The organism is Massilia forsythiae, assembly GCF_012849555.1.
GTDB classification, from domain to species: Bacteria; Pseudomonadota; Gammaproteobacteria; order Burkholderiales; family Burkholderiaceae_D; genus Telluria; species Telluria forsythiae.
In genome coordinates, this window is sequence record NZ_CP051685.1 from 1427534 (window position 1) to 1454128 (window position 26595).

Below are 26595 nucleotides of genomic sequence, written 5' to 3' on the forward strand. Positions count from 1 at the left end.
GAAACCGCCGCCCTGGCCGGGCGCCGGCACATCCATCGTTCAGTGCGCGCCCTGCACCCGCTCGGCCACGATCTTCGGCGTGATGAACACCAGCAGCTCGGTCTTGCTGTTGGCGCGCGAGGTGGTCTTGAACAGGTTGCCGACCACCGGGATGCTGCCCAGCACCGGCACCTGGGTCGCGTTGTTGGTCTCGCTCTGTTGGTAGATACCGCCCAGCACCACGGTGCCGCCGTTTTCCACCATCACCTTGGTCTTCACGTGCTGGGTGTTGATGGCGAAGCCGGCGGTGGTGCTTTCTCCCTTCGAATCCTTGGCCACGTCGACGTCCAGCACCACGTTGCCGTCCGGGGTCACCTGCGGCGTGACTTCCAGGCGCAGGTTGGCCTTCTTGAAGGTGATGGACGTCGCGCCGCTGCTGGTGGCCTGCTGGTACGGCAGCTCGACGCCCTGCTCGATCACGGCCGGGACGTTGTCCTCGGTGACCACGCGCGGGCTGGAAATGATCTTGCCCTTGCCGTCCGCTTCCAGCGCCGACAGTTCCAGGTTCAGGAAGCGGTTGGCCGCCGACGAGAACAGGGAAAAGGCGATGCTGCTCGGGTTGGAACCGTTGATGGCGGCGGCCGGCAGGTTGACCAGCGTGCTGTTGGTATAGCCGTCGCCGTTGTCCGGCGTCTGGCCGGTCACCTGGCCGATGCCGGTCAGGTTGCCGCCCACCGCCACGCGCTGGTTGCCGTTGATGGCGTAGCCGCTGTCGCCGCCGCGCAGGGTGCGCAGGTCGGCGAAGCCCAGCTTGGCGCCGAGGTTGCGCGAAAAGCCGTCGTTGGCCTCGACCAGGCGCGCCTCCACCAGCACCTGCTTGGTGGCGATGTCGACCTTGGTGATCAGCTTGCGGATGTCTTCCAGGCGCGCCGCGATGTCGGTCACGAACAGCTGGTTGGTGCGCGGATCGATGATGGCGCTGCCGCGCTTGGACAGCACGCGGTTGCGGCTGCCGTCGCCGGTCGCGGCGCCGTTCTGGTCCAGGCCGAACACGGTGCGGAATGCCTCCGCCTTCTGGTAGTTCAGCTGGAAGATCTCGGAGCGCAGCGGTTCCAGGTCGGCGATCTGCGCCTTCTGTTCCAGCTCCAGCTTTTCCTTGGTCAGCAATTCCTCGCGCGGCGCGATCCACAGCACGCTGCCGTTCTTGCGCATGTCCAGGCCCTTGGCCTGCAGCACCACGTCGAGCGCCTGGTCCCACGGCACGTCCTTCAGGCGCAGCGTCAGGTTGCCGCTGACGGAATCGCTGGTGATGATGTTCAGGCTCGAGATGTCGGCGATCGCCTGCAGCGCCGCGCGCACCTCGACGTTCTGGAAGTTGAACGACAGCTTTTCGCCGCGGTAGCCCTGGCCGCCGCCGCCGCCCGGGCGGTTCGGGTCTTCCTTGACCGGCTTGACGTCGATGACCAGCTGGGTGTCGCTCTGGTAGACGCTCTGCTCCCAGTTGCCTTGCGTGTCGATCGCCATGCGCACCGTGTCGCCCTGGGACGTGGTGGTGATGCGCGACACCGGGGTGCCGAAGTCGGTCACGTCCAGGCGCCGGCGCAGCGTGGCCGGCACGCCACTCTTGAGGAAGTCGACCAGGATCCGGTTGCCGGCCTGGCGCACGTCGACCGCCACCTGGTTGTTGGGCAGGCCGACCACGATGCGTCCTTCCCCGTTGCTGCCGCGGCGGAAGTCGAGGTCGCGCAGCAGCGCCGGCGCGGCCGGCGCGCCGGTGAAGTCTGGCGCAGCCTTGACGGCGGGCGCACCCGCGGCGGCGCCGCTGCCTTCCACGGTGACGACCACCGACTTGCCGTCGATCGCGGCGCTGTAGTTCAGCGGCCGCTTGAGGTTCAGCACCAGGCGCGTGCGCTCGCCGGCCTGCACCACGTTCACGCCGCGCACGTCGCCCAGGTTGATGTCCTCGGCGTTCCTGCCGGTGGCGTTGCCGGTGGCGCCGAAGTCGAGCGCGATGCGCGACGGATTGGTGATCGCAAAGCCGATCGGCAGCGCCTTCGGTGCTTCCTTCATCGCCACGTTGATGACGACGTTGCCGCCCTGCTGGTTGGCGCGGATCGATTCGATCGCATTTTCCAGTGCCAGGGCATTGCCTGCGGCGCCCAGCGCCAGCAACAGCGCGCACGCCGTCGGTCCGAATCGGGTCATTGTCCTGTCTCCTTGCTCTGCAGCTCCAGCTTCGCCATGCGCTCGGTCCACTCGCCGGCGGCGTCCTGCACCACTTCACGGATGTTCACGGCATCGTCCGTCACGCGGGTGACGACGCCGAAGTTCTGGCCGATCCTCTGGCCGGCGCGCACCTGGTACAGCGCGCGGTCGATCTGCACCAGCGCATAGCCGGCGCCGCCCTTCTGCATGGTGCCGACCATGCGCATGGTGTCGAGCGGGAAGGTCTCCAGCAGTTCGCGCGGGCGGCGCGTGTCCGGCTGGTTGGGGTTGGTCGAGGCGGCGGCCGCCTTGGCCAGTTCGCCCAGCAGCTTGTTCTGGCTGAACGGATCGACCGCTTCCTTGGCGCCGTAGGCGTAAGGGATGAAATCCTTCGGCTCGGGCAGCGGCTTGACCTTGGGATGGGTGTCGCGCTGGACCTGCGTCATCCATTCGCGCACTTCCTGCACGTCACTGTCGCCGCAGCCGACCAGCAGCAGCGCGGCCAGTGCGGCCGCGCCCATGGTATGCGCGCGCATCATGCCTGGCCTCCGTTGGCGCCGGCGGCACCCTTCTTCTTGGCCGCCTTGCGCGCCTTGGACTGGGCGTCCAGTTCGTCCTGGTCGAGGTAGCGGAAGGTCTTGGCGACCGCGTCCAGCGACAGGCCGCCATCCTTGCCGGTGGTGAGCGACAGATTGTTCAGGGTGACGATGCGCGGCATCTTCGCCATGTCGGCGGCGAACTCGCCGATGTCGTGGTAGCTGCCGCTGACCTTGATGTCGATCGGCAGCTCGGCATAGTAATCCTTGACCACCACCTGGCCCGGCTTGAACAGCTCGAACTGCAGGCCGCGCCCGAGGCCGGCCTGGTTGATGTCGGACAGCAGCGCGGCCATCTCGGCCTTGCTGGGCAACTGCTTTTCCAGGCGCTCGACGTAGCGGTTGACCTGCTGCTGCTGGGCTTCCAGCGCGTCCAGGTTGATCGCCTGCGCCATCTTGCCCTTGTAGTCCTCGCGCAGCTTGACTTCTTGCTGCGCCAGGGTTTCCTGCTCCTCGAACTGGCCGCTCCAGTAAAAGAAATAGCCGAGGCCGAGCACCGCCGCCATCACGCCGGCCGCGCACAGCAGGCGCGGCGCCAGCGGCCACAGGCCCGGATGGCGTCCCTGCAAGCCCTCGAACTGGACCGCCAGGTCGGCGCCCCACTGTTTCAGGTCGATGTTCATGGATGCGCTCCCGCCGCGGCCACCTTGGCGCCGTCCGCCGCCGCGGCGCCCGGCTTGCCGTTCTCGTCCTTCTCGCGGGCGCGCTTGATCGCCACGCCCAGGGTGAATTCCACGACCTTGCGGCCGGTCTTGCTCTGCGCCAGCGGCACCGCGCGCACCTCGGTCAGGTCGGGGCGCTCCAGCCACGGCGAATTGCCGGACAGGTTGCGCAGCAGTTCCGCCACCCGCTCCTGCGACTGGGCATAGCCGTTCAGCAGCACCTTCTGCCCTTCCTGTTTAAAACCTTTCAGGTACACGCCTTCCGGGGTCTGGCGCACCAGTTCATCGAGCAGGTAGACCGGCTGGTTGCGGTCGCCCTGCAGGTCCTCGACCGCCTGCTGGCGCGCCTTGAGCGCCTCGATCTCGGACTTCAGGGTGGCGATCTTGGCGATCTTCTTGTCGAGTTCGGCATTCGCGTTGCGCAGCACCAGGTTGCGCTCGTTCTGGATCGCGATGCGGCTGGCGTTGTAGCCGCCGATCATCAGCACCAGCGCGGCGCCGGCCAGCGCGCCCAGCGCCATCAGCGCCACGAAGGCGGTGCGCTTCTGCTTGCGCTTGGCTTCCCGGTGGGGAAGCAGGTTAATCCGGATCATCAGCCGAACCTCCGCAGCGCCAGGCCGCAGGCGACCAGGTAGCCGGGCGCCTCGGTGCGCAGCTGCTGTTCGCGCACGGCCGGCCCCATCTGCATGCCGGCGAACGGCGACACCAGCGCGCTGGCGATGCGGGTGCGGCCGGCGATGATGTCGAGCAGGCCGGGCAAGGCGGCGCAGCCGCCGGCCAGGTAGAGCTGGTCGATGCGGGTGTACGGGGTCGAGGTATAGAAGAACTGGATCGCGCGCGTGACTTCCAGCGCGGCGTTTTCCAGGAACGGCGCCAGCACCTCGGCGCCGTAGCTGTCGGGCAGGTCGTGCGCCTTCTTGCGCGCTTCGGCTTCCTCGAAGGACATGCCGTAGGCGCGCACGATGTCCTGGGTCAGCTGGACGCCGCCGAACGGCTGCTCGCGCTCGTAGACGGTGTCGCCGTCCTGCAGCACCGAGATGTGGGTCGACTGCGCGCCGATCTGGAACAGCGCCACGATGCGCTGCCCGGCGCCGGCCTTGGCGTCCGCGCCCTCGGTGGCGCGGTGCATGGCGGCGCGCGCCGCGTACGATTCGATGTCCATCACGGTGGCCGTCAAGCCGGCCGCTTCGGCGATGGCGACGCGGTCCTCGACCTTTTCGCGGCGCGCCGCCGCCAGCATCACTTCCATGTCGTCGAGCGAGTTGGCGGCCGGGCCGATCACGTCGAAGTCCAGGCTGACCTCGTCCAGCGCGAACGGGATGTACTGGCTGGCCTCGGACTCGACCTGCACTTCGAGCTGGTCTTCCTGCAGGCCGGCCGGCAGGATGATCTTCTTGGTGATGACGGCCGCCGGCGGCATGCCGAGCGCGACCTGCCGGATCTTGCTGCCGCTTTTCTTCCACACGCGCAGCAGCGCATCCGATACCGCCTCGATGTTCTCGATATTGCCGTCGACCACGGCGCCGCGCGGCAGCGGCTCGGCCGCATAGCGCTCCAGGCGCAGCACGCCCTTGCCGGCGTCGGCCAGTTCCACCAGGCGGACGCCGGACGTGCTGATGTCGACCCCGATCAACGGCGGGCTGGACTGTCCGAACAAGGAACCTAGACTGATCACGAGCGCACTCCTGGTTGCTGCTGCCGCGTTCCCTGCGGAACGGCTCTGGAAAACATCGAACACCGCGCGGCCACGCTGCCGTACACTCGGTGGTCCGGGTTCACGATTGAAGGCCCGCGAGGGGAAGTTGAAAAACCGTTATCAAACAACGGTCCGGGTGAATTGGGTTAAGGCAATACGTTGGATCGTAGCAATAGTGATGACTACAGACAAGAAATTTCTATACGGGAACATCAGTAAACGAAGCGGGAAAACGACACAGTTTCACTCTGTGCCACAACTGTCTTGCCGCTCTTTCCACACCTGTTGTGCAGGTGTCATGCATGTGAATCCACACTGGGTGTGACATATAATCGGCTGATCCATAAAGCGATTATCACGAATGAAATCTTCCCGACCCGGGGCGTCCGCGTCCGCGCCGCCGCCCGAACCGCGCAACCGCAAACAACGTCCTCAGCACACGCCGCAACGCATCCTCCTGACCCTGCTCGCCGGCCTGGTCGGCCTGGGGGCGTGCGGCGTGCTGGTGGTGGTGTTCGCGCTGGCGATGGCCTATCCGAACCTGCCGGCGCTGGACACGCTCACCGATTACCGCCCCAAGATGCCGCTGCGGATCTTCACCGCGGACAACGTGCTGATCGGCGAATTCGGCGAGGAACGGCGCACGCTGGTGCACTTCAAGGACATCCCGGACGTCATGAAGAAGGCGGTGCTGTCGATCGAGGACGACCGTTTCTACGAGCACGGCGGCGTCGACTACTGGGGCATCCTGCGCGCGGCCGTGCACAACGCCGGCGGCGGCGCGCGCCAGGGCGCCTCCACCATCACCCAGCAGGTGGCGCGCAACTTCTTCCTGTCGAGCGAGCAGACCCTCAAGCGCAAGGCCTACGAAGCGCTGCTGGCCTGGAAGATCGAGAAGAACCTCACCAAGGACCAGATCCTCGAGGTCTACATGAACCAGATCTACCTGGGCCAGCGCGCCTTCGGCTTCTCGTCGGCGGCCCAGATCTACTTCGGCAAGGACCTGCGCGACATCAGCGTGGCGGAAGCGGCCATGCTGGCCGGCCTGCCCAAGGCGCCCTCGGCCTACAACCCGGTGGTCAACCCGAAGCGCGCGCGCCAGCGCCAGCAGTACATCCTGCAGCGCATGCATTCGCTCGGCTACATCACCGACGCCCAGTACGCCCAGGCCAAGGACGAGGAACTCAAGATCAAGACCGACAGCACCGCGTTCGGCGTACATGCCGAGTACGTGGCCGAGATGGCGCGCCAGCTGGTCTACGAGCAGTTCAAGGAAGACACCTATACGCGCGGCCTGAACGTGTTCACCACCATTACCAAGGCCGACCAGGACGCCGCCTACCTGGCGCTGCGCCGCGGCGTGATGGACTACGAACGCCGCCATACCTACCGCGGCCCGGAAAAATACATCGAGATCCCGAAGGCCAAGGGCGAAGCCGACGAAGCCATCGAGGCCGAGCTGGCCGAACACCCGGACTCGGACGACATCGTGGCCGCCATCGTGCTGCAGGCCGCGCCCAGCGCCGTGACGGCGGTGCTGGCCTCGGGCGAGGAAATCCGCATCACGGGTTCCGGCCTGTCGTTCGCCCAGGGCTGGCTGTCGCCCAAGGCGGCGGAAACGCGGCGCATCCGGCGCGGCGCGGTGATCCGCGTCAGTCAGGACGGCGGCTCCTCGTGGAGCATCACCCAGCTGCCGGAAGTCGAATCGGCCTTCGTCGCGGTCGACCCTAGCGACGGCAAGATCCGCGCGCTGATCGGCGGCTTCGACTTCAACCGCAACAAGTTCAACCACGTGACGCAGGCCTGGCGCCAGCCCGGCTCCTCGTTCAAGCCGTTCATCTATTCGGCCTCGCTGGAGCGCGGCTTTTCGCCGGCCACCGTGATCAACGACGCCCCGATCTCGTTCGACGCCGGCGCCACCGGCGGCCAGGCCTGGGAGCCGAAGAACTACGACAACAAGTACGAAGGCCCGATGACGATGCGGCGCGGCCTGACCAAGTCGAAGAACATGATCTCGATCCGCATCCTCAACAAGATCGGCGCGCGCTACGGCCAGGAATACGCGACCCGCTTCGGCTTCGATTCCGAGCGCAACCCGCCCTACCTGACGCTGGCGCTGGGCGCCGGCTCGACCAACCCGCTGCAGATGGCCGGCGCCTATTCGGTGTTCGCCAACGGCGGCTACCGCGTCAGCCCGTACGTGATCTCGAAGGTGACCGATGCCGACGGCAAGATCCTGTCCGAGGCGCGCCCCGAGCGCGCCGGCGTCGAGGCCAACCGCGTGATCGACGAGCGCAACGCCTTTTTGATGGACAGCATGCTCAAGGACGTGGTGCGCTACGGCACCGCGGTGAAGGCGGCTCAGACCCTGAAGCGCCCCGACCTGTCCGGCAAGACCGGCACCACCAACGATTCCTTCGACGCCTGGTTCGCCGGCTACCAGCCGCACCTGGTCGGCATCGCCTGGATCGGCTACGACCAGCCGCGCAACCTGGGCAACAAGGAAACCGGCGGCGGCCTGGCGCTGCCGATCTGGATCGGCTTCATGCAAAAGGCGCTGAAGAACGAGCCGGTGGTCGAGCGACCGGTGCCGGCGGGCCTGGTGCAGTTCGGCGACGAGTATTACTATGCCGAGAACCCGCCGGGCACCGGGGTGCAGTCGCTCGACGTCGGCGTGCCGCCGCCGGCCGAGCAAAAGACGCGCGACGCGGTGCGCAACGACCTGTTCTGACGCGGCCGGTCGCGTAGGGTGGACGTGGCCGGCGCGGCGGCTTTGCCGGCCACGCGTTCACGCATCGTTCGCACAGCGGCGACGCACGCGCCGGCCGCTACGGCCTCAATCCAGTTTGACCGGCGCCCCGCCCTGCTCGGTCGCGTACTGGGACAGCGAGGCGAACAGCTCGCTGTCGTCGCGCGTGTTGCGCCATTCGTCGCCGACGCGCTTGTAGTGGAACCCGCCGGAGCGCGCCGCGATCCACATTTCCTGCAGCGGCGCCTGGCTGTTGACGATGATTTTCGAACCGTTGTCGACGAATTCGATCTCCAGCACATTCCCGCTGCGCTTGCATTCGACGTCGACCACATCCTGCTCGAACAGGCGGTCGAAGGCGCTTTCGATACGGTCCAGGGTGGACTCGGCCAGGTCCAAAAATTCGCTTTCGGTCATGCTACACTCCAAGGTCTGCTAATCAAACCGTGATTCTAATCGTGAAGTCCCCATTTGCGCTTCCTTCCGCCCTGGCGACGCTGATGCTGCTGTCCGCCTGCGGCCAGACCGGACCGCTGACTATGCCGAAGCCGCCGCACCGCGGCGCCGCGGCAGCGCCGGTACAGCCGGCATCGGGCACGGCGACCGCCGCGCCGGCCGACGCCAATACCGCGACGGCGCCGATCGGCACCACGGTCACGCCGCCCGCGCCCGGCGCCGGCGTGGTCGGGCCGTCCGCCGGTTCAAGTTCCAACAACACGCAAGCCACCACCCCGCCGCCCGCTTCCCAACAACAGTAATCAACAACAATCACCCTGCCGCATCCATGTCGAATTTCCCGCTCCAGAACGGCGTCCTGCACGCCGAAGGCGTTCCCCTGCCCCAGATCGCCGCGCAGTTCGGCACCCCGACCTACGTCTATTCGAAAGCCCAGCTGCTGGACAACTTCGCCGGCTACGCCCGACCCTGCGCCGGACGCGACGCCCTGGTCTGCTATGCGATGAAGGCGAATTCGAACCTGGCCATCCTCGACCTGCTGGCACGCCAGGGCGCCGGCTTCGACATCGTCTCGGGCGGCGAATTGCTGCGCGTGATCGCCGCCGGCGGCGATCCGGGCAAGGTCATCTTTTCCGGCGTGGGCAAGACCGTCAGGGAAATCGAGCTGGCGCTGGACAAGGGTATCCTGTGCTTCAACGTCGAGTCGATTCCGGAACTGCACCGCATCAACGAGGTGGCCGGCCGCCTCGGCAAGCGCGCACCGGTATCGCTGCGCGTGAACCCGAACGTCGACGCCAAGACCCACCCGTACATCGCCACCGGCCTCAAGGCGAGCAAGTTCGGCGTGGCGTTCTCGGACGCGCTGGCCACCTACCGCAGCGCCGCCGCGCTGCCGCACCTGGACGTGGTCGGCATCGATTGCCACATCGGCTCGCAATTGCTGGACGACGCGCCGCTGCTGGAAGCGCTGGACAAGCTGATCGAGCTGATCGACACGCTGGCGAGCGAGGGCATCGTGCTGCACCACCTCGACGTCGGCGGCGGCCTGGGCATCGACTACGGCGCCGGCGATGCCGCTCCGGTGCCGATCGCCAGCTACGTCGAGCGCGTGTTCGCGCGCGTGGACGCCTGGCGCGCCGACAAATACGACGGCCGCCCGATCAAGGTGATCTTCGAGCCGGGCCGCTCGATCGTCGGCAACACCGGCGTGCTCTTGATGAACGTCGAGTTCATCAAGCCGGGCGAGGAAAAGAACTTCTGCGTGATCGACGCTGCCATGAACGACATGGCCCGTCCGACCCTGTACCAGGCCTGGATGGATGTGCAGCCGGTAACGCCGCGCCAGGGCGAGGCGGTGACCTACGACCTGGTCGGCCCGGTGTGCGAATCGGGCGACTGGCTGGCGCGCGACCGCGCGCTGGTGGTCGAGCCGGGCGACCTGCTGGCGATGATGGCGGCCGGCGCCTACGGCTTTACCATGTCTTCCAACTACAACACGCGCGGACGCGCGGCCGAGGTGCTGGTCGACGGAGAGAACGTCCACCTGATCCGCCGCCGCGAAGAGCCGGCCGAGCTGTTCGCGCTGGAATCGCTGGTCGGATAAGGTTGAACGGGGCCTGGGCCCCGTCCGGGTCGCGCTGCGCTAGCCGTTGGCTTCCAGCCTGTTCGCTTTACTCCCGCCCGCGCGAACGATCCTCCGGCCAGGCCTGCGACGCGCACGCCGCCGCCTGCTCGTTCCAGCGCCCATCCAGGCGCAGGCAGCGCTCGGCGGTCGGCGCATACCTGCCGCGCGAACCCGTCAGCACCAGCACGAGGACCAGTACCACCAGCAGGATGATCGCTCCGGGCAATTTCATCACGTTAAGATCTCACCGAGCCGGCAGCGGCCGTCGTGCGCGCGCGACTCCAGCTCCAATATACGCGCAAGGCGAGCAGCACGGCCACCACGCTGCCCCACACGATCGGTTGTTCGAAGTTGTGTTTGCCGGCCTTCATCCACCAGTAATGCAGGATCGCCAGCGGGGCGATGAGATAGATCAGCTTGTGCAATTGCGCCCAGCGCCGCCCGAGCTTGCGGATCATGGCCTGCGTGCTGGTGGCCGCCAGCGGGACCAGCAGCACGAAGGCGATGAAGCCGACCGTGATGAAGGGCCGCTTGAGCACGTCGCGCCACATGGCGGCGACGTCGAAGCCATGGTCGAACCAGAGGAAGGCCAGGAAGTGGATGAAGGCATAGAAAAAGGCGAACAGCCCGACCATGCGGCGCAGCCGGATCACCCAGTTCCAGCCGGTAAAGCGGCGTAGCGGCGTGACCGCCAGCGTGGCGCACAGGATATACAGCGCCCAGTCGCCGCTGCCGTGGGTGATGAATTCGACCGGATCGACCGGCACCCCCATGGCGACCAGATAAGCGATGCGCAGGAACGGCAGCAGCGCCAGCACGAACACCACGGCCTTGACGGCCGTGAGCTGTTTCGGGGAAGGATTGATCGCCATGCGCGGGCTGCCTTCAGAAAAACTTCTTGAGGTCCATGCCGGCGTACAGCGGGGCGACTTCGTCGTAGCCGTTGAACATCAGCGTCTTGCGCTTGGGCGCGAACAAGCCGCCTTCGCCGATGCGGCGCTCGCTGGCCTGCGACCAGCGCGGGTGGTCGACGTTCGGGTTCACGTTCGAGTAAAAACCGTATTCGTTGGAGGCGATGCCGTTCCAGGCGGTCTTCGGCTGGTCGCGCACGAAGCGGATCTTGACGATCGACTTGGCCGACTTGAAGCCGTACTTCCAGGGTAGGACGATGCGCACCGGGGCGCCGTTCTGGTTCGGCAGCACCTGGCCGTACATGCCGACCGTCAGCAGCGCCAGCGGGTGCATGGCTTCGTCCATGCGCAAGCCTTCCACATACGGCCAGTCGAGCACGCGGCTTTTCACGCCCGGCATCTGCGAGCGATCGGCCAGGCTGATGAATTCGACGTACCTGGCGTTGCCGGTCGGCTCGACCTGCTTGATCAGGCTGGACAGCGAATAGCCGACCCAGGGAATCACCATCGACCAGCCCTCGACGCAGCGCAGGCGGTAGATGCGCTCTTCCAGCGGCGCCAGCTTGGTCAGCCGGTCGATGTCGATCGTCATCGGCTTTTTGACCTCGCCCTCGATCTGCACCGTCCACGGGCGGGTGCGCAGCGTGTGGGCGTTCTCGGCCGGGTCGGCCTTGTCGGTGCCGAACTCGTAGAAATTATTGTAGTGGGTGGCGTCCTGGAACGAGGTCTGTTTTTCGTTGGTAGACAGGGCGGCGTTGCGGGTGGCGGCCAGCTTGGCCAGTGGCGCGGCCTGGGCGAAGGCTTCGCGGTTGGCCATTTCCCACAGGCCCGAACCGACGGCAGCCGTGGCCGCCATTTTGGCAATGAAGGCGCGCCGCTCCAGGTAGACTTCCTGCGGCGTGATTTCGGAAGGGAACGGCAAATTGCTACCGTTCGAAGGACGTTTGATCAGCATGACGGCTCCGGCTGGACAACAATGACGCATTTCGCGCCTGACATGTCCAACCTTACACTATCTGCTGCGAATCAGCCGGACAGCCAGATTTTCCCGTGTTCATGGGCGCGCGTCGGTGGGCGAGTTCACGCAAGCGCTTCTTAGAACCTATCCCAGCAGGGATAGGTTCTTATAGCTTGCCGTACGAGTGCAGTCCGGACAGGAACATGTTCACGCCGAGGAAGGCGAAGGTCGTCACCAGCAGGCCGCCCAGCGCCCACCAGGCCGCCACGCGTCCGCGCAGGCCGGACATCAGGCGCATGTGCAGCCAGGCCGCGTAGTTGAGCCAGACGATCAGCGCCCAGGTTTCCTTCGGGTCCCACGACCAGTAGCCGCCCCAGGCTTCCGCCGCCCACAGCGCGCCCAGGATGGTGGCGACGGTGAAGAAGGCGAAGCCGACCGAGATCGCCTTGTACATCACGTCGTCCAGCACTTCCAACGGCGGCAGGCGGTCGGCCAGGATGCCGTGCGACTTCAGCAGGTAGGCCGAGCCGACCATGGCGGCCAGCGCGAAGGTGCCGTAGCCGATGAAGTTGGCCGGCACGTGGATCTTCATCCACCAGCTCTGCAGGGCCGGCACCAGCGGCTGGATCTCGGCGGCGTCGCGCGCCACCGTGTACCACAGCAGGAAGCCGACCGCGGCCGAGATCACCAGCAGCACGAAGGGGCCGAGCTGGCGGGTGGCGTAGCGCTGCTCGTAATACAGGTAGAACAGCGCGGTGATCATGGCGAACAGGATGAACACTTCGTACAGGTTCGACACCGGGATGTGCCCGACATCCGGCCCGACCAGGTAGGACTCGTACCAGCGCACCATCATGCCCGTAAAACCCAGCACCACCGCGGTCCAGCACAGCTTGGAGCCGACGCTGGCGCCGAACGGCGAACGCGCCAGCAACCCACCCCAATAGAACACGGTCGAAAACACGAACATGGTGCTCATCCACAGGATCGCCGACTGGCTCGACAGCATGTATTTCAAGAAAAATTTCTGGTTGGCCGCTTCCAGCGAACCGCCGTACAGCGAGACCGACCACAGCGCCAGCACGGCGATCAGGGGCATCAGCCAGCGCACTGGCTTCCAGTGCCAGCCGAGCAGCGCGAAGGTGGGTGCGGCCAGCACCAGGATCGCCTGTTCGTAGGCATCCATGTAGGCGCCGTAGCGCTGCAGCGCGAACAGCGCCGCCGCCAGCAGGCCGGCGCCGAACAGCCAGTCGACGACGTTCAAGCGCTTGAAGAAGCCCGGCGGGCGGGCGTAGATGTCGGTGCCGGCATTCTTGCCGAGCGGGGGATGTTGCGATGCCTGCGGCATGTCCATGATGTTCTCCAGCCGGCGCCGGGCGCCGATCGATCGATGCTGTTGGGGCTGCTACCCTATTTGACGACGCAACTCACTCCTGGCGAGCCGACTGCGGCAATACCGTCTTCAATTCCTCGAACTCGCGTTCGAAATCCAGCGTCTTGCGCTGCGTGCTCATCGCCATCAGCGCCTGCGCCCCGTTACCGGCGCCGTCGGCGCCTGCCGGCTTGACCCAGACCCAGACGCGGCGCTCGCGCACGTAGAACATGGCAAAGATGCCCAGCACCAGCAGCAGGCAGCCGAGATACACCACTTTCTTGCCCGGCGAGCGCGTCACCTGCAGCACCGAGGCTTTGACCTCGGTGAATTCGTCGAGCGCCAGGTACACCGGCGCGTCGTAGAAAAAGCTGTCCGACAGCGCGTTGGTGGCCAGCTGCAGGAAACGGCCGTGCGCTTCGGTCGCCTGCACCGGCGCCTCGCCGGCGCGCGCGCGCGCCGCCTGCCACAGCTCCCACAGGGTGCCGTTCAACATCTTCATGAATACCGCCGCCGCCTTTTCCTGTTCGGCCGCCGGGATGCGCTCCAGGAACTTCGACGCCGCCAGGTAGCCGCCATTCACCGGGTTGCCGCCGGCCGCATTGATGCCTGGCGCCTGCATGCCGTCGCCGGCGAAGATCGCCAGCGTCTTGGCAGCCGATTCGCGCAATTGCCCGGCCAATACCGCATTCTCCTCGCCCGCGCCGGGCGGCAGCGCACGCGCGGCATAGCGGCGCGCCGCTTCCTCGCGCAGAACTGGGTCGGCCAGCGCGGCGCGCAGGCGCATCCATTCGCGCACGCCGTGGTTGTCGTCGGCCGGAATGCGCAGGAAGCTGAACGGCGCCGCCGGATCGCTGCGCACGCCGGCCAGGTAGACCTGCGCGCCTTCCAGCGTCACCGGCTGCATGTAGTTCAGGAATTCGCGCGCCTGGCCGGTCTTGTCGCGCAGCTTGTATTGCACGCTGGGGCCGACATTCTTGAGGTCCTTGTTGTCGGCGTTCTTGGCGGCCGATCCGGAATGTTTTGATAACGTGCGCGCGAACTGCTCCTCGAAGGAAGCGTCCTTGCTCACCGCGCGCGCATCGTTGCCGCCGTTCGTTCCCGTGTTTTCCACGTTGAACGGCCGGAAACCCGACCATTCGATCGCATACTGTTCGCCACCCTTGTCATTCCCGCTATGCAGCGCGGTGGTGTTGCCGACCTCGCCCTCGATGGCGAACGATCCGCCGGCCTTGCCCTGCATCGGATAGCCGGTCAGTTTCAGCTTGCTGCCGCCATCCTCGAAGCTGGACTGGTACACCGCCACGCCGCGGTAGATCAGCGGCTGGTTGACCTTGATCGTCGCCGGAAAGCTTTTACCGGTTTCGTGGTCGCGCACCACGACTTCGCTGGCGAACAGCTTGGGCATGCCGGTCGAATAGAAATCGATGACGAACTTGTTCAGGTGGATCGTGAACGGCAGTTCCTGCACCAGCACGCCATTGCCCTGCGGGATCATGGCGGTGTTGCTGCTCTGCCCTTCCGGGATCATGGTGTTGCCGCGGAAGGTCGGATTGCCCAGCCCGAGGCGGTGTTGCGCGGGAATCCGGGCGATGATGCCGCTGCCCATGAAGGGCGTCTTGCCCAGGAACCACTCCTGGAACTGGATCGGCAAGCCCGAATCCAGCAGGCCGCCCAGCAGGATCACGATGATGGCGCTGTGCGCGAAGATATAGCCGAACTTGTTGCCGGCCCCCTTCCTGGCGGCCACCAGGATGCCGCCGGCCTTGTCGACCAGTTTGACCTTGTAGCCGGCATTCGCGAGGCGCTGCGCGCTCTGCTGCGCCAGCGGCAGCGGCAGCAGCGGCGCGGTCCACGCCGCCTTGTGGTGGAAATTGCGCAGCGACTCCTCGCGCACGCTTTCGCGCCAGCTGCGCATGTCGCGCAGCATGCGCGGCGCGTTGCGCGCGATGCACAGGCTGGTGGAAACGATCAGGAAGGCCAGGATCAGCAGGAACCACCAGGCCGAGTACACCGCGTACAGGCCGAGCTTGTCGAACACGGCGAACCAGAACGGGCCGAACTGGTTGACGTAGTTCGGCATCGGCTGGTTCTGCTGCATGACGGTGCCGATGATGGCGGCGATGGCGATGATGACCAGCAGGCTGATCGCAAAGCGCATCGACGATACCAGTTCGACCGCCTCGGCCAGGCCGCGGCGCCGCGTCTTGATTTCCATTCCGGTGGTACTCATCGATTCATCTTCTCATGCGCGGCGCGGATTGCTCGGGACAACGAGCGAGCATACAACAAAAAGGGCAGCCTGCTGACGCGGCCGCCCTCTCCTATCGGTGTCATTGTAGACGGTTTTTGCGGCGGCCGCGCCGTGCGCCTATTTCAAGCCGGCGATGTAGTCGGAGACAGCCTTCATTTCATCGTCCGACATGCGCTTGGCCAGCGCGCCCATTTGCACGCTGTTGCTGCGCGTGCCTGCCTTGAAGGCCTGCAGCTGGGCCACGGTGTAATCCTGGTGCTGGCCGGCCAGGCGCGGGTACTGGGCCGGAATGCCGGCGCCGGTGGCGCCATGGCAGCCGGCGCAGGCGGCCACGCCGCGCTCGGCGATGCCGCCGCGGTAGATCTTGCGGCCGAGCTCCACGGTCTCCTTGTTGCGCGCCGCGCCCTGCTTCGGTTGCTGGGTGGCGAGCCAGGCGGCGATGTCGCGCTTCTCGGTGTCCGACAGCATCTTGGCGTACAGCGTCATCACCGGCTGGTTGCGGTTCGGCGTGGTGAAATCGACCAGCTGCTTGTGGAGATAAGTGTCGGCCTGGCCGGCCAGCCTGGGATTGGCGACGATGGTCGAATTGCCGCCGGCGCCATGGCAGGACACGCAGGCCGGCAAGCCGCGCGCATTGTCGCCGCCGTCGTACAGGGTGCCGCCCTTGGCCGGGTCCGCCTTGGCCGCCGTGGTCGCGCCGTGGACCGCATCGGCGGCGCTGGCGGCGGCGCCGGACAGGGCCGCGCCGGCGACGAGCAGGCACGATGCGAGGGATTGTACGATCGCCGCACGCGCGGCCGGTAGGAACACACGATTCATTCAAGCACCCTGAAAAAGTCAAAGGAATCTTGCAGTTACAGTGCAGCGACCATGTTCGACTCCCCGGCGGACGGCGTGCATGCCGCAGCATGGGATGACCCGGTATTGTACAATGGCTTTCTTTCCGGATTGCTTTTTCCGTTGTCTTTTTCGCCTCTTCCCCATGTCCAAACTCTGGCAAGCCCGTTTCTTTACGACCGTTAACCAACTGCGCGATCTGCCGCGCACGCAGGTGCCGGAAATCGCCTTCGCCGGCCGGTCCAATGCGGGCAAATCGACGGCGATCAACATCCTCACCAACCAGAAGGGCCTGGCCTTCGCCTCCAAGACGCCCGGCCGCACCCAGCACATCAATTTCTTTTCGATCGGCGGCGCCCACGTGGCCATGCACCGCAAAGACCCGACCAAGGTCGACGAGATCCGCGCGCTGCTGGTCGACCTGCCCGGCTACGGCTACGCCGAAGTCTCGGGCGACGCCAAGCTGCACTGGCAGCGCCTGCTGGGCGACTACGTCCAGCGCCGCGACCAGCTGGCCGCGCTGGTGCTGATCATGGATGCGCGCCGCCCGTTCACCGAGCTCGACGTGCAGATGCTGGAATGGTTCGCCCCCACCGGCAAGCCGATCCACTGCATCCTGACCAAGGTCGATAAACTCAACCGCAACGAGTCGGTCAACGTACTGCGCCAGGCGCGCCAAGTGCTGGACAGCTACGTCGACGAGGATGGCGAAGGGTTTCCGTTCACGGTGCAACTGTTCTCGGCCCTCAAGCGAGTCGGCATCGAGGAAGCCGACGACAAGATCATCGAGCTGCTCGGCCTGGACCAGCAGTTCGACGAGCAAGAAGCCGATGCGGCGGTCGACACCGCGGCGGTCGATACCGCGGCGGTCGACACCGCCGCCGCCGGCAGCGCGCCCTCCGGCGCCGCCGTCGCCGATGCGGTGGACGCCACCGAGCCCGGCGCCGGTCCCGGCAGCGGCGCGGACGACGTCAACCGGACCGACAAGGACATCCACCCGGCCGCCCCGGAACAGCGTTCCGGCCCGGCCGCCTGAGACCAGCGCCCGGCCTGCCTGCCGCTCGCCGGCGGCGGGTCCGGACCGGCCTCCCCACCAGCACAGCAGGAATCGCCATGCCGATCATCACGCCATCCCAATACCCCGCCGTCCGCCTGCGCCGCATGCGCCGCGACCCGTTTTCGCGCGCCCTGATGCGCGAAAACACCGTCACCCCGTCCGACCTGATCTACCCGGTCTTCATCCTCGACGGCCAGAACCAGCGCCAGCAGGTCGCTTCGATGCCGGGCGTGGAGCGCGTCTCGGTCGATCTGCTGCTGAAGGTGGCCGAGGAAGCCGTCGCCCTGGGCATCCCGGTGCTGGCCCTGTTCCCGGTGGTCGACGCCGCGCTGAAGACCTACGACGGCATCGAAGCGACCAACCCGGAAGGCCTGGTGCCGCGCGCGGTGCGCGAACTGAAGCGCCATTTCCCGCAGCTGGGCCTGATGACCGACGTCGCCCTGGACCCGTACACCACCCACGGCCAGGACGGCCTGCCGGACGAAAACGGCTACATCGTCAACGAAAAGACCATCGCCATGCTGACGCGCCAGGCGCTGGCCCAGGCCGAGGCCGGCGTCGACATCGTGGCGCCGTCGGACATGATGGACGGCCGCATCGGCGCGATCCGCATGGCGCTGGAAGACAAGGAACTGATCCATACCCGCATCATGGCCTACTCGGCCAAGTACGCCTCCGGCTATTACGGCCCGTTCCGCGAAGCGGTCGGCTCGGCCGCCAACCTGGGCAAGGCCGACAAGAACACCTACCAGATGGACCCCGCCAACAGCGACGAAGCGCTGCGCGAAGTGGCGCTGGACATCGCCGAAGGCGCCGACATGGTGATGGTCAAGCCGGGCATGCCCTACCTGGACGTGGTGCGGCGCGTAAAGGACGAGTTCAAGGTGCCGACCTTCGCCTACCAGGTCAGCGGAGAATATGCCATGCTGCAGGCGGCGTTCCAGAACGGCTGGCTGGATCCGGACAAGGTGATCATGGAAACGATGATGTCGTTCAAGCGCGCCGGGGCGGATGGGGTGTTGACCTATTTCGCGATGGATGTGGCGCGCAGGCTCAAGGCGGCTGCTTGATTGCTGGTCATCTGCAAACAAAAAACCACGCTGCGGCGTGGTTTTTTGTTTGTGTCACTTCGATATCATGGAAGGGCGATGCCTGCTCTTCCTATGTTGCTGCTCAGCATGGGTCCCCGTCTGCGCGGGGACGACGTGCCGAGTGCACAGGCCGGACATCACTAGCGGTTACCCATCGTCGTCCCCGCGAAGGCGGGGACCCAAGCCGACGGAACAAGAAGCGCAACAGCGTCCTGCGCTGACGCGCTGATCGACATCAGCAACGCCAACCACACTCAAGAACGCGGCGGCCTGTACTCCGGGAACATTTCCTTGAACAGGAACGCGGTCAATTCCTGCGTATCCTGCGGCCGCGCACTGAGCGTCACCACGCGGTTGAGGCGGTGCGAATCCCACTCGAAATCGCCGTTCTTTTCCTTGCGGATCAGCTCGATCATCTTCTTGACGATCGCGGTCTCGATGTCCGGATCGCTGCCGCGCTCGACCGTCACGGCGGTCAGCCAGCGGCGCTTGAAGTTCGGGTTCCAGCCGCGGAATTTCAGGTCCGCCGAGCTGAACGATTTATTCGTGACGCTGAACACGCCGCCGGTCTCGTTCGGGTCCTGGCCGCCGCGGCCGTTGATGGCGGCGATATTCGCCAGCGCGTTGCGGGTGCCGCGCGCGGCTTCGCTTTCCTCGGCCGGCTGGTCGGACTGCGCTCCGGCCCCGCGCGCGCGCCGGCGCGCGTCGATGTAGGCCTGCATGTCGACCGCCTGCGGTGCTTCCTCCTTCGGCTGCGGGGTCGGCTTGGGCGCCACCTCGGCCGGCTTTTCCTGCGGCAGCGTGATGGTGTTCGGCAAGCGCTGCACCTGCGTCACCCTGGGCGGCGCCGACTTGGTCGGCGTCGGCTTCGACTGCCTGGCGGGCGTGCGCTCCGCCTTGGGCGTCGGCGTCGGCTTGGGGGTGGGCTTCACCTGCTGTTCCGGCGGCAACCAGACGATCGCCGCTTCTTCCCGGCCCGCCTTGGCCGGCGCGCTGGTATGGGAGTTCGGCTGGTACAGCCAGACCGCCACCAGCAGCACGTGCAGCAGGATGGTGAGGGCCAGGCCGGTACGGTTCGGCCCCTGGCGGCCATATGGGGTGACGACATTCCGTCCAGGCAGCGGCTGGCCGCAATGCGCACAGACATCGCTGTCTACCTCCAGGGGGATGTGGGAATGGTCACGCAAGATGGTTGTACGGCTTTCCAGGGGCGGCACCGGATTGCATCCGCTGCCGCGGTATATAAGGGTTGGGTTCGTCCGTGCACGTATATTGGACAGTCGCCGACAGCTTACCCTCTGACGAAATTGATGGTTGTTACAGTGTGTATCAAAGATTGCGCAGAGAGACGGTCGCTGCAACGAAAGCGTGCAACGTCCGTACAGGATACCTTGTTGTGGCGGAGCCTGCATGACGGCGGCCCGATTTGCCCATCGTTGCGCACGTATGCGCCACGAACGGCCCGCCCCAGCGCCGGGCGGACCGCTTCACACGGGTCCGGCGTTTCAGGCGACCTTGGCCAGCGCCACCGCCGCGGGACGCTGCTGCGTGTGCGTACCTTCCTGCTCGGCCAGGTGGGCGTCGGTCATCGGCCCCTTGCCGCTGTACTTGTCCAGGTACAGGTAGATCACCGGCGTGATGTACAGCGTGATCACTTGCGAGAAGATCAGGCCGCCGCACACCGCCAGGCCGAGCGGCTGGCGCAGCTCGGCGCCGGCGCCCAGGCCGAGGGCGATCGGCAGCGCGCCCATCAGCGCCGCCAGCGTCGTCATCATGATCGGGCGGAAGCGCAGGATGCAGGCTTCGCGGATCGCCCGTTCCGGCTTCATGCCCTGGTTGCGCTGGGCGTCGAGGGCGAAGTCGATCATCATGATGGCGTTCTTTTTCACGATGCCGATCAGCATCAGGATGCCGATCATGGCGATCATGGTCAAGTCCATGTTGAACAGGCGCAGCGTCAGCAGCGCGCCCACCGCCGCCGACGGCAGGCCGGCCAGGATCGTGATCGGGTGGATGAAGCTTTCGTACAGCACGCCCAGCAGCACGTAGATCACGCCCACCGCGGCGACGATCAGGATCAGCTGGCTCGACTGCGAATCCTGGAACACCGCGGCGTCGCCGCCATATTTCGTGATGATCGAGGACGGCAGCTTCATGTCGTTGCCCATCCGCTCGATCGCGGCGGTGGCCTCGCCCAGCGGCGCATCCGGCGCCAGGTTGAACGACAGTGTAATCGCCTGCAATTGCCCCTGGTGGTTGACGGCGATCGGGCCGACCGTGCGCTTGACGCTGGCCACGCTCGACAGCTGCACCAGCTGGCCGCTCTTGCTGCGCACCGACAGGCGCGACAGCGCATCCTCGAACTGGCGGTCCTCGGTGGCGGTTTCCAGGATCACGTAATAGCTGGCCGCGGTCGAATAGATGGTCGAGACCTGGCGCTCGCCGAAGGCGGCGTACAGCGCGGTGCGGATGTCGCCCAACTGCACGCCCAGCAGGTTGGCCTTGTCGCGGTCGATGTCGAGGGTGGCCTGCAAGCCCTTTTCCTGGGTGTCGCTGGTGACGTCGCGGAACAGCGGGTCGTTGCGCATGCGCTCCATGAACTCGTTGGCCCAACGGCTGATGTCGGCGCCCGACACGCTCTGCAGCGTGTACTGGTAACGGCTCTTGCTCTGGCGTCCGCCCAGCTGCAGGTTCTGCACCGGTGCCAGGTAGACGTTGATGCCGGCGACCTTGCGGGTCGACTTGCGCAGGCGCTCCAGCACCTGCGGCATCTTGTCGCGCCCTTCGCGCGGCTTCAAGACCACGAACATGCGCCCGCCATTGCCGCCGCCCGAGAACGAGGTCACGTCCTGCACCGCCGGGTCGGCCTGGATCGCGGCGGCGACCTGAGTCTGCAGGGTCACCATGGCGCTCGACGAGATGTCTTCCGATGCCTCGGTGGTCACGCGCAGCTGGCCGATGTCTTCCTCGGGAAAAAAGCCTTTGGGGATGGTCGTGTACAGCAACGCCGTCAGCGCAAAGGTGCCGAAGGCAACCACCAGCACCACGAAGCGGTGGCGCAGCGCCACGTCCAGGGTCTTTTCGTAGCCGTCGCGCAGCCAGGTGAAGCCGGCCTCGAAGTGGCGGCCGATGAAGCTCTTTTCTTCGGTGTGGTCGTGGCCGTGCTCAGGCAGCAGGCGCGACGCCAGCATCGGCACCAGCGTCAGCGACACCACCGCCGACACCAGGATCGCCAGGCCGACGATCACCGCGAATTCGTGGAACAGCAGGCCGATCACGCCCGGCATGAAGAAGATCGGGATGAACACCGCGATCAGCGACACCGAGATCGAGATGATGGTGAACCCCATCTCGCCGGCGCCGTCGAGCGCGGCGCGCAGCGGCTTCTTGCCCATCTCGATGTGGCGCACGATGTTTTCCAGCACCACGATGGCGTCGTCGACCACCAGGCCGACGGCGAGGGTGATGCCGAGCAGCGAGATGTTGTCCAGGCTGTAGCCCAGCCAGTACAGCAGCGACAGTGCGCCCAGCAGCGAGATCGGCATCGTGACGGCCGGGATGAAGGTGGCCGAGACGCGGTGCAGGAACAGGAAGATCACCATCACCACCAGTCCCACGGTCAGCGCCAGCGTGAAATTCACGTCGTGCAGCGCTTCGCGGATCGACACCGAGCGGTCGTTGACCAGGTTGATCTTGATGGAAGCCGGCAGTTGCGACTGGAAGCGCGGCAGCAGGTGGCGCACGCGGTCGACCACCTCGACCGTGTTGGCGTCCGGCTGGCGCTGCACCAGCAGCACGATCGAGCGCTCGCCGTTGTAGGCGCCGTAGGCCTTGGTCGACTGGTAGCTGTCCTCGACCTCGGCCACGTCCTTCAGGTGCACCGGCTGGCCGTCGCGGGTGGCGACGATCAGGTCGGCGAAGTCGGCCGCCTTCATCATCTGCGGCGGGCCCTGGATGGTCAAGGTCTGTTGCGGGCCGTCCAGCACGCCCAGCGCCGAGTTCGAATTGGCCGAGCGCAGCGCGGTGGCCAGTTCGTCCATGGTGAGGTTGCGCGCGTTCATGAGCTCGGTCTTGGCGCGCACGCGCACGGCGAATTTCTTGCCGCCGTTCACCTGCACCTGCGCCACGCCCGGCAGCGTCGAGATCGCCGGCGAAACCAGGTTCTCGGCGTAGTCGTTGAGTTCCGACAGGTTCATCGACGGCGAGTTCATGGTCATGAACAGCACCGGCGCGTCGGCCGGGTTGACCTTGCGGTAGGACGGCAAGTCCGTCATTTCCTGCGGCAATTGGCGCTGCGCCGCCAGCAGCGCGGCCTGCACGTCGACCGCGGCGGCGTTGATGTTGATTGACGTGTCGAATTCCAGCGTCAGCGAGGTATTGCCCTGCGTACTGGTCGAGGTGATCAGGTTGATGCCGGGGATGGTCGAGAACTGCTTTTCGAGCGGCAGCGCCACCGACGAGGCCATGGTTTCCGGGCTGGCGCCGGACAGGTTGGCATTGACGTTGATGACCGGCGTGTTATAGCTGGGCAGCGCCGCCACCGGGATGTGAGAATACGCCAGGATGCCGACCAGGATCAGGCTGATCGACAGCAGCACGACCATGATCGGGCGGCGGATGCACAGTTCGGACAGGTTCATGCCGTTCAGCCCTTGCTGGCGACGTCGGCGTCGCCATGGTTGCCGCCGTGGCCGGTGCCCTTGCCCCCCTCCGAGGCCAGGCGCACCCGGGCGCCGGGGCGCACGTTCTGCTTGCCTTCGGTAATGATGCGCTCGCTGCCCGACAGGCCGCTCACGGCGGCGTCCACGCCGAAGCTGTGCAGGCGCTGCACCGGCACCGGATGCGCCGCCTGGTCTTTATCCAATACGTAGACGAAGGTGCCCTGCACGCTGGTGATGATGGCGCTTTGCGGCACCACCACGGCATCCTTGATGGTCTGCACGGTGACCTTGGTGTTGACGTACTGGCCGGGCCACAGCGTGGTCTCGCGGTTGCCGAACTCCGCCTTCACCTTGATCGTGCCGGCGCCCGGGTCGACCGTGTTGTCCACGAAACTGAGCACGCCGTCCACCGGCGCGAGGCCGGCGCCCGGCAGTACCTGCACGGCGACCTTGCCGCGCTTTTGCGCCGCCAGCAGGGCCGCCAGGCTCGATTCGGGCAAGGTGAAGGCGACGTCGATCGGATCGAGCTGGGTGACGGTGGTGAGCGAAGTCGCCGGCTGCACCAGGCTGCCCGGATACACGCCGATGCCGCCCACGCGTCCGCTCATCGGCGCGCGGATCGCGGTGTAGCTGGTGGCGACGCCGCTGGCGCGGGCGGCGGCGCTGTCGGCCTGCAGCGTGGCGCGCGCCTGGTCGACCTGGGCGCGCAGCGTGTCCACCGCGCTCTGGGCGATGAATTTTTGCGCGAACAGATCCTGGCTGCGCTTGTATTGGCGCTCGAGGTCGGCCACCTGGGCGCGGTCGCGCTCCACCTGCGCCTGCGCCTTGTCCTGGTTGGCGCGGTCGGCGCGGTCGTCCAGCGAGAACATCAATTGCCCTTCCTTGACGAACTGGCCTTCCTTGATGTGCACTTGGCGGATGGTGGCGGTGGTCTGCGGATGCAGGTCGACCGTGCGGATCGGAGTCACGGTGCCGTTGGCGACCTGAAGCACCGGCACGTCTTGCCGTTGCGGCGATACCACATTCACCACCGCCGGCGGCTGCGCCCCGCCGTTCTTGCCGCCGCCCTGGCCCTCGGCCGCGGCGCCGGCCGCGCCTTCGGCATGGGCGCCATGGTGTTGGTTCACATACCATCCGCCCACGCCCACGGCGATGAGCGCAGCGGCAACGATGCCGGCATTCTTCTTGTTCATTCCACTCCCTGTGCCCCGGAGGTGCGAGGCTTGTCGTCATGCCGCTGGATAAGCGGCTTTTATTCTAATAACGGCGATTCAAAACATGTAACCGGCGATTGTCGCACAGCCTTGTGACAAGGATGCGTCATTTTCCTGGGTAATATTCCGGAAGTATCAGCGTGACTTCGAGTCCGCCTTCCGGATGATTCGCCAGCGTAATGGTGCCGCCGTGCTGCTCGGCGATGTTGCGGGCGATGGTCAGGCCCAGGCCGGTGCCGCCGGATTCGCGCGAGCGCGAACTTTCGATGCGGTAGAACGGATCGAACACCCGGCCCAGTTCCGCGGGCGGGATGCCGGGGCCGGCATCGTGGATGCGGATGCGCGCCGCGCCTTTGACCCGGTCGACCGCGACCTCGGCCGCGTGGCCGTACTTGACCGCGTTGTCGATCAGGTTGACCAGGCAGCGGCGCAGGTCGAGCGGGCGGCCCAGCAGCGCCATGCCGGCGTGGCCGCTCAACATCACCTGCTGGCCGGCGTCGGTGGCGTCGGCGCACACCGAGTCCAGCAGCGAATCCAGGTCGAGCCGCTGCATGGTCTCGCTGGTGTCCATGCTGCGCGCCAGGTCGAGGCCTTCCTTGACCATCGCCTGCATCGCCGAGAGGTCGCCGATCAGGCGTTCCTGCAGCTCGGGCTCGCCCACCTTTTCCAGGCGCAGGCGCAGGCGCGTGAGCGGCGTCTGCAGGTCGTGCGTGATCGCCGCCAGCATCTGGGTGCGCTGGAAGATGTACTGGCGGATGCGCGCCTGCATGGCGTTGAAGGCGGCGCTGGCTTGCCGGATCTCGTCGGCGCCGGCCAGGTCCAGCGGCGGGTGGTTGATGTCGTTGCCCAGGTCCTTGGCAGCCTGCGCCAGCTGTTTCAACGGCCGCGTGGTCATGCGCGCCACCAGGTAGGCCAGGCTGGCGATGCTGACCAGGAACAGCACGATCGTCAGCGTGAAATCGGTGCGTTCGGGCGAGGTGGCCGAGCGCGGCGGCAGCACCGACAGCACCAGGTCGTTACCGTCGCGCAGCTTGACGCTGACGCTCTCGCAGGTGCCGCGCCACTTCAGGCGCAGCAGGCCGAACACTACCGGCAGCTCGCGTGCGGTCTCGCAGGAAGGCGGACGCTCGGCCAGCGAGCTGAGCACGTAGGTCGGCCCCAGCCGCGCCGCCAGGGCGCGCGTAAATTCGGTCTGGGCCGGCGCCAGCACCGGCGGGTGGCCGTCGACTTCCATCAGCGCCACGCCGGGGCGGTTGGCGACCTTCAGGTAGGCATTGCGCGCCGATTGCGGCACGATCTCGGTGGCCATGATCAGCTGCTCGGCGCGATCCAGCCAGGCCAGTTCGCGGAACTGGTCGATCACGCGCTGGCGCTCGGCATCGGCCAGCAGTTGCGTCAATGCGGCGGTCAGGATGATACCCAACAGCAAAGTGGCGAACACGCGGCCCGTCATCGAGCCGAGGAAGGCTTTCACGCGGCCGGCTCCACGCTCACCTGGCCGGCCAGCACGTAGCCGCCGTTGCGCACGGTCTTGATGATCTGCGGCATGCGCGCGTCTTCGCCGAGCTTCTGGCGCAGGCGGCTGATCTGGATGTCAATCGAGCGGTCGAACGGGTCGGCGTCGCGGCCCTGCGTCAGGTTCAGCAGCTGGTCGCGGTTGAGCACGCGGTTCGGGTGCTCCAGGAACACGCGCAGCAGGCGGAACTCGGCGCCCGACAGCATGATGACCACGCCCTGCGGATTGACCAGGTGGCGCGCGGTCAGGTCCAGCGTCCAGCCCGAGAATTTCATCTGCTGCACGTTCTCGGTCTGCGAGTTCGGCGGCATCGCGTGGCTGCGGCGCAGCACGCTGCGGATGCGCGCCAGCAGTTCGCGCGGCTCGAACGGTTTCGGCAGGTAGTCGTCGGCGCCCATCTCCAGGCCGAGGATGCGATCCAGCGGTTCATTCCTCGCGGTCAGCATGATCACCGGCAGCGTCGAGTGCGCACGCAGCTTGCGGCACAGCGTCAGGCCGTCGTCGCCCGGCAGGTTCAGGTCGAGCACGATCAGGTCGGGCCGTGTCTCGTCCAGTGTCTTCCACATCGCGGTGCCGTCGGCGGCGGCCAGCGCCCGATAACCGTTCGCTTCCAGGTAATCGGCCAGCAGGGAGCGGATGTCGCGGTCGTCGTCGACGATGAGAATGGTAGATGCGGTGTCCATGCCGTCATTATCCCGGCTTGGCGCGCCCCTGAACAGCCACTTTGTATCGGCTTGTATAAGGATGTGCAGAGGAA

21 protein-coding genes and 1 pseudogene are annotated in these 26595 nt (G+C 66.3%); 5 read left to right on the plus strand and 17 right to left on the minus strand.

The annotated features are described in order from the left end of the window. Window positions 1-39: 39 nt before the first annotated feature. Genes HH212_RS06115 through HH212_RS06135 form a run of 5 tightly spaced genes read right to left on the minus strand, consistent with a single transcriptional unit; the run spans window position 40 to window position 5117 of the window. Window positions 40-2184, minus strand: coding sequence for a type IV pilus secretin PilQ (locus HH212_RS06115; protein WP_169434614.1), 2145 nt, complete (start codon window positions 2182-2184; stop codon window positions 40-42). Continuing rightward, a complete protein-coding gene (locus HH212_RS06120; RefSeq protein WP_169434615.1) occupies window positions 2181-2723 on the minus strand; it encodes a pilus assembly protein PilP in 543 nt (180 codons plus the stop codon). The genes HH212_RS06115 and HH212_RS06120 overlap by 4 nt, the downstream gene beginning before the upstream one ends. Further along, entirely contained in the window at window positions 2720-3403 is a 684-nt protein-coding gene (locus HH212_RS06125; protein ID WP_169434616.1) for a type IV pilus inner membrane component PilO, read from the minus strand. Before HH212_RS06125 ends, HH212_RS06120 begins: the two co-directional genes overlap by 4 nt. Beyond that, window positions 3400-4035: a PilN domain-containing protein gene (locus HH212_RS06130; protein ID WP_169434617.1), complete on the minus strand. Its 636-nt coding sequence runs from the start codon at window positions 4033-4035 to the stop codon at window positions 3400-3402. The genes HH212_RS06125 and HH212_RS06130 overlap by 4 nt, the downstream gene beginning before the upstream one ends. Continuing rightward, window positions 4035-5117, minus strand: coding sequence for a pilus assembly protein PilM (locus HH212_RS06135; protein WP_169434618.1), 1083 nt, complete (start codon window positions 5115-5117; stop codon window positions 4035-4037). Before HH212_RS06135 ends, HH212_RS06130 begins: the two co-directional genes overlap by 1 nt. A 382-nt stretch (window positions 5118-5499) precedes the next feature. Between HH212_RS06135 and HH212_RS06140 the strand changes: the two genes are divergently transcribed. Beyond that, window positions 5500-7869: a penicillin-binding protein 1A gene (locus HH212_RS06140; protein ID WP_169434619.1), complete on the plus strand. Its 2370-nt coding sequence runs from the start codon at window positions 5500-5502 to the stop codon at window positions 7867-7869. Window positions 7870-7974: 105 nt separating this feature from the next. Here the strand turns inward: HH212_RS06140 and cyaY are convergent, their stop codons facing one another. After that, a complete protein-coding gene (cyaY, locus tag HH212_RS06145; protein WP_169434620.1) occupies window positions 7975-8304 on the minus strand; it encodes an iron donor protein CyaY in 330 nt (109 codons plus the stop codon). A 41-nt stretch (window positions 8305-8345) separates the two neighbouring features. Between cyaY and lptM the strand changes: the two genes are divergently transcribed. Together lptM and lysA are read left to right on the plus strand one after the other, a co-directional pair. Beyond that, the gene (lptM, locus tag HH212_RS06150) at window positions 8346-8645 is read left to right on the plus strand and encodes an LPS translocon maturation chaperone LptM (protein ID WP_169434621.1); all 300 of its coding nucleotides are present in this window, start codon (window positions 8346-8348) and stop codon (window positions 8643-8645) included. Between the two features lie 26 nt (window positions 8646-8671). Continuing rightward, window positions 8672-9946, plus strand: coding sequence for a diaminopimelate decarboxylase (gene lysA, locus HH212_RS06155; protein ID WP_169434622.1), 1275 nt, complete (start codon window positions 8672-8674; stop codon window positions 9944-9946). A 67-nt stretch (window positions 9947-10013) separates the two neighbouring features. Here the strand turns inward: lysA and HH212_RS06160 are convergent, their stop codons facing one another. The 6 genes from HH212_RS06160 to HH212_RS06185 form a co-directional block, all read right to left on the minus strand. Further along, window positions 10014-10199: a hypothetical protein gene (locus tag HH212_RS06160; protein WP_169434623.1), complete on the minus strand. Its 186-nt coding sequence runs from the start codon at window positions 10197-10199 to the stop codon at window positions 10014-10016. Between the two features lie 4 nt (window positions 10200-10203). Beyond that, on the minus strand, window positions 10204-10839 hold the full coding sequence (msrQ, locus tag HH212_RS06165) for a protein-methionine-sulfoxide reductase heme-binding subunit MsrQ (RefSeq protein ID WP_169434624.1): 636 nt from the start codon (window positions 10837-10839) through the stop codon (window positions 10204-10206). 13 nt (window positions 10840-10852) lie between these two features. Beyond that, complete coding sequence (gene msrP / locus HH212_RS06170) at window positions 10853-11833, minus strand: protein-methionine-sulfoxide reductase catalytic subunit MsrP (protein WP_169434625.1); 981 nt, start codon at window positions 11831-11833, stop codon at window positions 10853-10855. 169 nt (window positions 11834-12002) lie between these two features. After that, on the minus strand, window positions 12003-13190 hold the full coding sequence (gene ccsB, locus HH212_RS06175) for a c-type cytochrome biogenesis protein CcsB (RefSeq protein WP_229217598.1): 1188 nt from the start codon (window positions 13188-13190) through the stop codon (window positions 12003-12005). A 73-nt stretch (window positions 13191-13263) separates the two neighbouring features. Then, window positions 13264-15441 carry a cytochrome c biogenesis protein ResB gene (locus tag HH212_RS06180; protein ID WP_169434626.1) on the minus strand — a complete coding sequence of 726 codons (2178 nt, stop codon included), beginning with the start codon at window positions 15439-15441 and terminating at the stop codon, window positions 13264-13266. Between the two features lie 138 nt (window positions 15442-15579). Then, window positions 15580-16281: a c-type cytochrome gene (locus HH212_RS06185; RefSeq protein ID WP_169434627.1), complete on the minus strand. Its 702-nt coding sequence runs from the start codon at window positions 16279-16281 to the stop codon at window positions 15580-15582. A gap of 163 nt (window positions 16282-16444) precedes the next feature. Between HH212_RS06185 and yihA the strand changes: the two are divergent. Both yihA and hemB read left to right on the plus strand, forming a co-directional pair. Further along, window positions 16445-17143: pseudogene (gene yihA, locus HH212_RS06190) on the plus strand (ribosome biogenesis GTP-binding protein YihA/YsxC); the annotation flags it as partial. Between the two features lie 269 nt (window positions 17144-17412). Next, window positions 17413-18426, plus strand: a complete 1014-nt coding sequence (gene hemB, locus HH212_RS06195) for a porphobilinogen synthase (RefSeq protein WP_169434628.1) — start codon at window positions 17413-17415, stop codon at window positions 18424-18426. Window positions 18427-18701: 275 nt separating this feature from the next. Here the strand turns inward: hemB and HH212_RS06200 are convergent, their stop codons facing one another. The 5 genes from HH212_RS06200 to HH212_RS06220 all read right to left on the minus strand — a co-directional run bounded on the left by HH212_RS06200 (window position 18702) and on the right by HH212_RS06220 (window position 26521). Then, window positions 18702-19634: a hypothetical protein gene (locus tag HH212_RS06200; protein WP_169434629.1), complete on the minus strand. Its 933-nt coding sequence runs from the start codon at window positions 19632-19634 to the stop codon at window positions 18702-18704. A 318-nt stretch (window positions 19635-19952) separates the two neighbouring features. Then, window positions 19953-23087: an efflux RND transporter permease subunit gene (locus HH212_RS06205; RefSeq protein WP_169434630.1), complete on the minus strand. Its 3135-nt coding sequence runs from the start codon at window positions 23085-23087 to the stop codon at window positions 19953-19955. Window positions 23088-23092: 5 nt separating this feature from the next. Continuing rightward, window positions 23093-24301, minus strand: a complete 1209-nt coding sequence (locus tag HH212_RS06210; protein WP_169434631.1) for an efflux RND transporter periplasmic adaptor subunit — start codon at window positions 24299-24301, stop codon at window positions 23093-23095. Between the two features lie 127 nt (window positions 24302-24428). Next, entirely contained in the window at window positions 24429-25796 is a 1368-nt protein-coding gene (locus HH212_RS06215) for an ATP-binding protein (protein ID WP_169434632.1), read from the minus strand. Next, window positions 25793-26521, minus strand: a complete 729-nt coding sequence (locus tag HH212_RS06220; protein WP_169434633.1) for a response regulator — start codon at window positions 26519-26521, stop codon at window positions 25793-25795. The genes HH212_RS06215 and HH212_RS06220 overlap by 4 nt, the downstream gene beginning before the upstream one ends. Window positions 26522-26595: the final 74 nt, after the last annotated feature.